The following is a 5,698-nucleotide window of genomic DNA, read 5'->3' as shown; positions in this document are numbered from 1 at the left end:
CGGCGGCGGCGGGAAGGTCGACACGCCGGACCTCGACGGCCCCACGAGCCCGGACGCGCCGAACAGCCCGGACGGCGTCGACGGCACCCCGGGCAACGGCCAGGCCGGCGGTGACGGCCCGTCCCGGGCCAGAGACTCTGCCGAGGACCCGCGCAAGTCCGGCCAGGACGAGGACTCCACCTGCACGAACGGCGACCCGATCAACGTCTTCACCGGCGAGGTGATCCTGCCGCAGGTGGACGTCGACCTCCCGGCGGTGCTGCCGTTGACCGTACGGCGGCGGCACGCCTCGGCCTACCGGCTCGGCCGGTGGTTCGGGCGGACCTGGGCGTCCACGTTCGACCAGCGCCTCGAGGTCGAGGACGACGGGATCTACTTCGTCACGGAGGACGGCCGCGTCCTGGTCTACCCGCACCCGGTGCGTGACGGTCAGCCCGTGTTCCCGGTCGAGGGGGCCCGCTGGCCGCTCGTCCGCACCGGGGACGAGTACGTGGTCACCCACCGGCAGAAGCGCGAGCGGTACACCTTCGGTCCCGTCGACGGCGCGCCGGACGGCGAGCTGCCGCTGCGCTCGGTCGTGGGCCGGACGGGGCAGCGCCTGGACGTGGACTACGAGAACGGCGCCCCCAGCGAGCTCCGGCACTCGGGGAACTACCGGGTGGCGGTCACCGCGGCGGGCGGCCGCATCACCGCGCTGACCCTCCGCGGCGCGGACGGAGCACCGGACGTCCCGCTGCTCCGGTACGGCTACGACGACGAGGGCCGCCTCACCGAGGTGTTCAACTCGTCGAACCGGCCCCTGACCTTCGCCTACGACCGGTCGGGGCGCATCACGCGCTGGGTGGACCGCAACGGCGAGTGGTACGGCTTCCACTACGACGGCCTTGGCCGGTGCGTCCGGACCGAGGGTTCCGGCGGCGCGCACACCGGAACGCTGCGGATCGACCAGGACGCCCTCGTCTCGGTGTGGACCGACGCGGCGGGCCACGAGACCACCTACCGCTTCAACGAGCTGCGGCAGATCGTCGAAGAGGTCGACGCACTGGGCGGCAGCACCCGCTCGGAGTGGGACCGCTACGACCGGCTGCTGTCCCGGACGGATCCGCTGGGCCGCACCACGTCCTACCGCTACGACGACGCCGGCAACCTGGTGACCCTGACCCGCCCGGACGGCACCCAGCGGCTGTTCAGCTACGACCGGGACGACCAGCTGGTCGCCACCGTCGAGCCGACGGGCGCGGTGACGCGGCGGGACTACGACGAGGCCGGGAACCTCGTCGCGGTCACCGACCCCGCCGGAGCCGTGACCCGGTACCGGTACGACGAACGCAACCACCTGGCGGCGATCGTCGATCCGCTGGGCGGCGTGCACCAGGTCGAGACCAACGACGCCGGTCTCCCCGTCGCCATGACCGGCCCGGACGGCGCGGTGAACCTGTTCGGCCGCGACCAGTTCGGCCGGATCCGGTCCCGGACCGACCCGGCCGGGGCGACCACCACCTACACCTGGACCGTCGAGGGGCTGCTGTTGTCCCGCACCGGTCCGGACGGCACGGTCGAGCGCTGGCAGTACGACGGGGAAGGCAACCAGACCGCGGGAGCCGGCGCCGCGGGCGAGCTGACGCACGTCGTCAGCACCCACTTCGACCTGCCCGCCGCCGTCACGACCCCGGACGGGAACCGCCTCGAGTACACCTACGACGAGAAGATGCGGCCGGTCGTCGTGCGCAACGCGGCCGGCTCGGAGTGGCGGTACGTCTACGACGCCGTCGGCAACCTCGTCCGCGAGACGGACTTCACCGGCCGGACCCTCGCCTACACCTACGACGCGGCTGGGCAGGTGGTGTCGCGGACGAACGGTGCGGGGGAGACCACGCGCTTCACCTACGACCTGGTGGGGAACCTCGTCGAGCGGCAGACGGGCGACGCGCCGCCGGCCCGGTTCACCTACGACGCGGCGGGACGCCTGGTACGCGCGGTGAACGCCGACGCCGACGTGCGCTTCGAGCGGGACGAGGCCGGGCGCGTCGTCGCCGAAACCGTCAACGGCCGCACCGTCGAGTCCCGGTACGACCTGCTCGGCAGGCCGGTGTACCAGCGCACCCCGACGGGCGTGGAGAGCCGGTGGAGCTACGACGCGGGCGGCAGGCCGTCCGTGCTGAGCGCCGCGGGCCGCACCATGAGCTTCCGCTACGACAGCGCGGGCCGGGAAGTGGAACGCCTGCTCGACACCGGGATCTCCCTGGCGCAGGAGTGGGACGCGGGCAACCGCCTCCTCGCGCAGACGTTGTCCGCGGTGTCGGCCGCGTCGCCGGTCCGGCGGATCCAGCACCGCACCTACCGGTACCGCGCGGACGACCAGCTCGTGGCGACCGCCGATCAGCTCGGCGGGCTCCGCGAGTTCGACCTGGACCAGGCCGGTCGGGTCGTCGGCGTCCGCGGCGCGGGCTGGGCGGAGCGCTACGACTACGACCGCGTGGGCAACCTCCGGGCCGCGCACGACCCGGCCGATCCCGAGGCGAGCGGGCCGCGCGAGGTCAGCGGCACGCTCACGGTCGCCGCGGGGAACGTCCGGTACGCCTACGACCGTCAGGGGCGGATGGTGCTCCGTCAGCGGAAGCGGTTGTCCGCGAAACCGGACAACTGGCACTTCGCCTGGGACGGCGAAGATCGGCTGGTCGGGCTGGTCACCCCGGACGGGACGCGGTGGCGGTACGCCTACGACGCGTTGGGGCGGCGCATCAGCAAGCAGCGCATCGCCGCGGACGGGCACACCGTCGCCGAGCGGACCGACTTCGTCTGGGACGACACGGTCCTGGTGGAGCAGATCGAATCCGGTGGCCGGACCAAGGCGTGGCACTGGCTGCCGGACACGCTGCAGCCGGTGAGCCAGACCGAGCGGCTCTGGAACACCCGCGACCAGGCCTGGGTCGACCGCGAGTTCTACGGCATCGTGACCGACCTGATCGGCACCCCGACCGAACTGGTGGACGCCGCGGGCAACCTGGCCTGGCGGGCGACCAGGTCGGTGTGGGGCCTGGTCGCCGGAGTCGGCGCCGCCGACACCCCGTTGCGGTTCCCCGGGCAGTACCACGACCCGGAGAGCGGTCTGGACTACAACTACCACCGCTACTACGTGCCCGAGCTCGGACGCTACGCGAGCCAGGACCCGCTCGGCCTGGTCGCCGGGCCGAACCCGCAGGCCTACGTCCCGAACCCGATGACGTGGCTCGACCCGCTGGGACTGGTGCCCTGCCGCGACTGCGACGCGCAGAAGGAAGAACTGCCCAAGGGCGACAACCGGTGGTTCGACCAGCGGCGGGAGGCGTTCAACGCCGCGCGCGACCGGGCCGGCATCCCCAACAGCGCGTCGCCGGTGCGGCAGTGGACCGTCGGTGACAACCCGGCCCTGCAGGGGCGGGGCAACTACCACTACGACAGCGCCCCCGGCGCACACGGCCGCTACTACGAGTACGAGACGCCGAACGGCCCGAGGGTGATCGCCGAGCACACGAACGACCCGCGCGCGCCGCACCCGCACTTCCACGCCTACCAGCCGAAGGCGGGCCACGACGGGGTGGTGATCGGTGAGAAGTACGACCGGGTCGATGGTCCGCACCACTACTACTATGGGTCGCATGCTCCGAGCTGGCCGGCGGGTGACTGAGCCGTGACCGGGTCCGCGCGCGACCGGCGGCTCCGGTTGCTGCAGGCGAAGAAGGCCGAACAGCTCAAGGACCGTCTGTCCGCTTTCGACACCGGTGAGTTCGCCCAGTGGCCGGACTTCCCGGAGTGGCTGCGCGACGAGTTCGTCAAGACCCGGCGGACGACCGCCGAGCCGGACTCGGTGCTGCCCGAGTCGGCGGACGACGACGAGATCCGCGCCTGGCAGGCGGAGTTCGCCGCACGGGCCGGGCTCGACGGGCGGCTGTACGTGCTCACCGGGGTGGACGACTTCCCGTGGCTCTACTGCGCCGCGCGGGACGACCGCTGGGCGGAGGAGATCGGCGAGGTGCTGGGGTACGGCTGGACCGCGATCGGCGCCGGGAAGGACCGTCTCGTGGTGTTCTACGAGGAGGAGTACGAGTACCAGGCGTTCCTGGTGGCGCCGGGGCACCTCCGGGACGACGACGGCCGGTTGCGCGAGCTGTAGCGGGGGTCTCACCTGCCGCTCAGCGGGCCTGGCGGCCGTCGTCACACCGGTAGCCTCCTCGGTGGAGGTTGTGATGGATTCCCCGACACTGGTGGCCGCCCTGAGGCGGGTCGTTCCGGCTGAGCGCGTGGTGGACGACCCGGCCGTGGTCGAGTCCTACCTGCAGGACCACGCGGAGTGGGCCGAATACGGGCAGGCCGCCGCGGTGGTGCGGCCGCGCGGGACCGCCGAGGTGCGCGACGTCGTGCGGTTCGCGGTTGAGCACCGGATCCCCGTGGTTCCCCGCGGGGCCGGGACGGGCCTGTCGGGCGGGGCGAACGCCGTCGACGGCTGCATCATGATCTCGTTCGAGTCGATGGACTCGGTGCTGGAGATCGACCGGGCCGAGCGGCTCGCGGTCGTGCAGCCGGGCGTGGTGAACGACGACCTGCGGGCGGCCTGCGCCGAGCAGGGGCTGTGGTACCCGCCGGACCCGGCGAGCTCGCCGTGGTCGACGATCGGCGGGAACGTGGCCACCAACGCCGGCGGGCTGTGCTGCGTGAAGTACGGCGTGACCAGGGATTACGTGCTGGCGCTGGAGGTGGTCACCGGGCGCGGCGAGGTCGTGCGGCTGGGCCGTCGCACCGCGAAGGGCGTCGCCGGGTACGACCTGTGCGGCCTGATGGTCGGTTCCGAGGGCACGCTCGGGGTGATCACCGAGGTGACGGTGCGGCTGCGTCCGCGGCGCGAGCCCGAGCGCACCATCGCCGGGTACTTCGACTCGGTGATCGCCGCCGGTGAGGCGGTGAGCGCGGTGTCCGCGTCGGGGGTGATCCCGTCCGCGCTGGAGCTGGTCGACCGGCACTGCCTGGAGGCGGTCGACGCGTGGAAGAACATGGGCCTGTCCACCGAGGCGAACGTCGTGCTCCTGGGCCGCGTCGACACTCCGGGGCATGCCGGCGAGGAGGAGGCCCGCACGATCCTGCGGTGCTTCGAGGAGGCCGGCGCGAACTGGGCGGCGCTGTCCACGGACGAGCACGAGGCCGAAGCCCTGTTCGACGCACGGCGCCTGGCGTACCCCGCGCTGGAACGGCTCGGCCCGGTGCTCACCGAGGACGTGTGCGTGCCGCGAGCGCTGGTGCCGGAGATGCTGGCGCGGATCGAAAAGGCCGCCGCCAGGCACGACACGCTGATCGCGAACATCGCCCACGCCGGCGACGGAAACCTCCACCCGCTGCTCATCACACCCATCGGGGATGACGCGGCCCGGCGCCGGGCACAGGCCGCATTCGAGGACATCATCGCCGACGCGGTAGAGCTGGGCGGCACGGTGACCGGCGAGCACGGAATCGGCTTGCTCAAACGCGGCGGCTTGCGTTGCGAGGTTAGCCACGAGGTGCTGGAGATGCACCGCGCGGTCAAAAATGCCTTGGACCCACACGGAATCCTGAACCCAGGCAAGGTTTTCGTTTAACACAAACAACAAACCGCCGCCCGGCAACGCAACGCCACCGACTACCCCAACCAGACCTCCCCCGCCCCCGATCCACAGCCGATCTTTGGTCG

3 protein-coding genes are annotated in these 5,698 nt (G+C 72.2%); all 3 read left to right on the top strand.

Annotated elements, in window-relative coordinates; genetic code table 11:
- The coding region (locus L2C96_RS43805) for a DUF6531 domain-containing protein (RefSeq protein ID WP_237340284.1) at positions 1-3,667 on the top strand (3,667 nt) is incomplete at its 5' end.
- A gap of 3 nt (positions 3,668-3,670) precedes the next feature.
- On the top strand, positions 3,671-4,153 hold the full coding sequence (locus L2C96_RS43800; RefSeq protein ID WP_237340283.1) for a hypothetical protein: 483 nt from the start codon (positions 3,671-3,673) through the stop codon (positions 4,151-4,153).
- Between the two features lie 73 nt (positions 4,154-4,226).
- Positions 4,227-5,606, top strand: coding sequence for an FAD-binding oxidoreductase (locus L2C96_RS43795; RefSeq protein WP_237340282.1), 1,380 nt, complete (start codon positions 4,227-4,229; stop codon positions 5,604-5,606).
- The last annotated feature ends 92 nt before the right edge of the window (positions 5,607-5,698 follow it).

Origin of the sequence: Amycolatopsis tucumanensis (genome assembly GCF_021654135.1) — a bacterium.
Classification (GTDB): domain Bacteria; phylum Actinomycetota; class Actinomycetes; order Mycobacteriales; family Pseudonocardiaceae; genus Amycolatopsis_E; species Amycolatopsis_E tucumanensis.
Note: the sequence above shows the minus strand (reverse complement) of the source record. Positions and strands in the feature narration are given on the sequence as shown.

Coding starts and splice junctions, on each gene's coding strand:
- L2C96_RS43795 (WP_237340282.1), top strand. CDS start 4,227: ATGGATTCCCCGACACTGGTGGCCGCCCTGAGGCGGGTCGTTCCGGCT.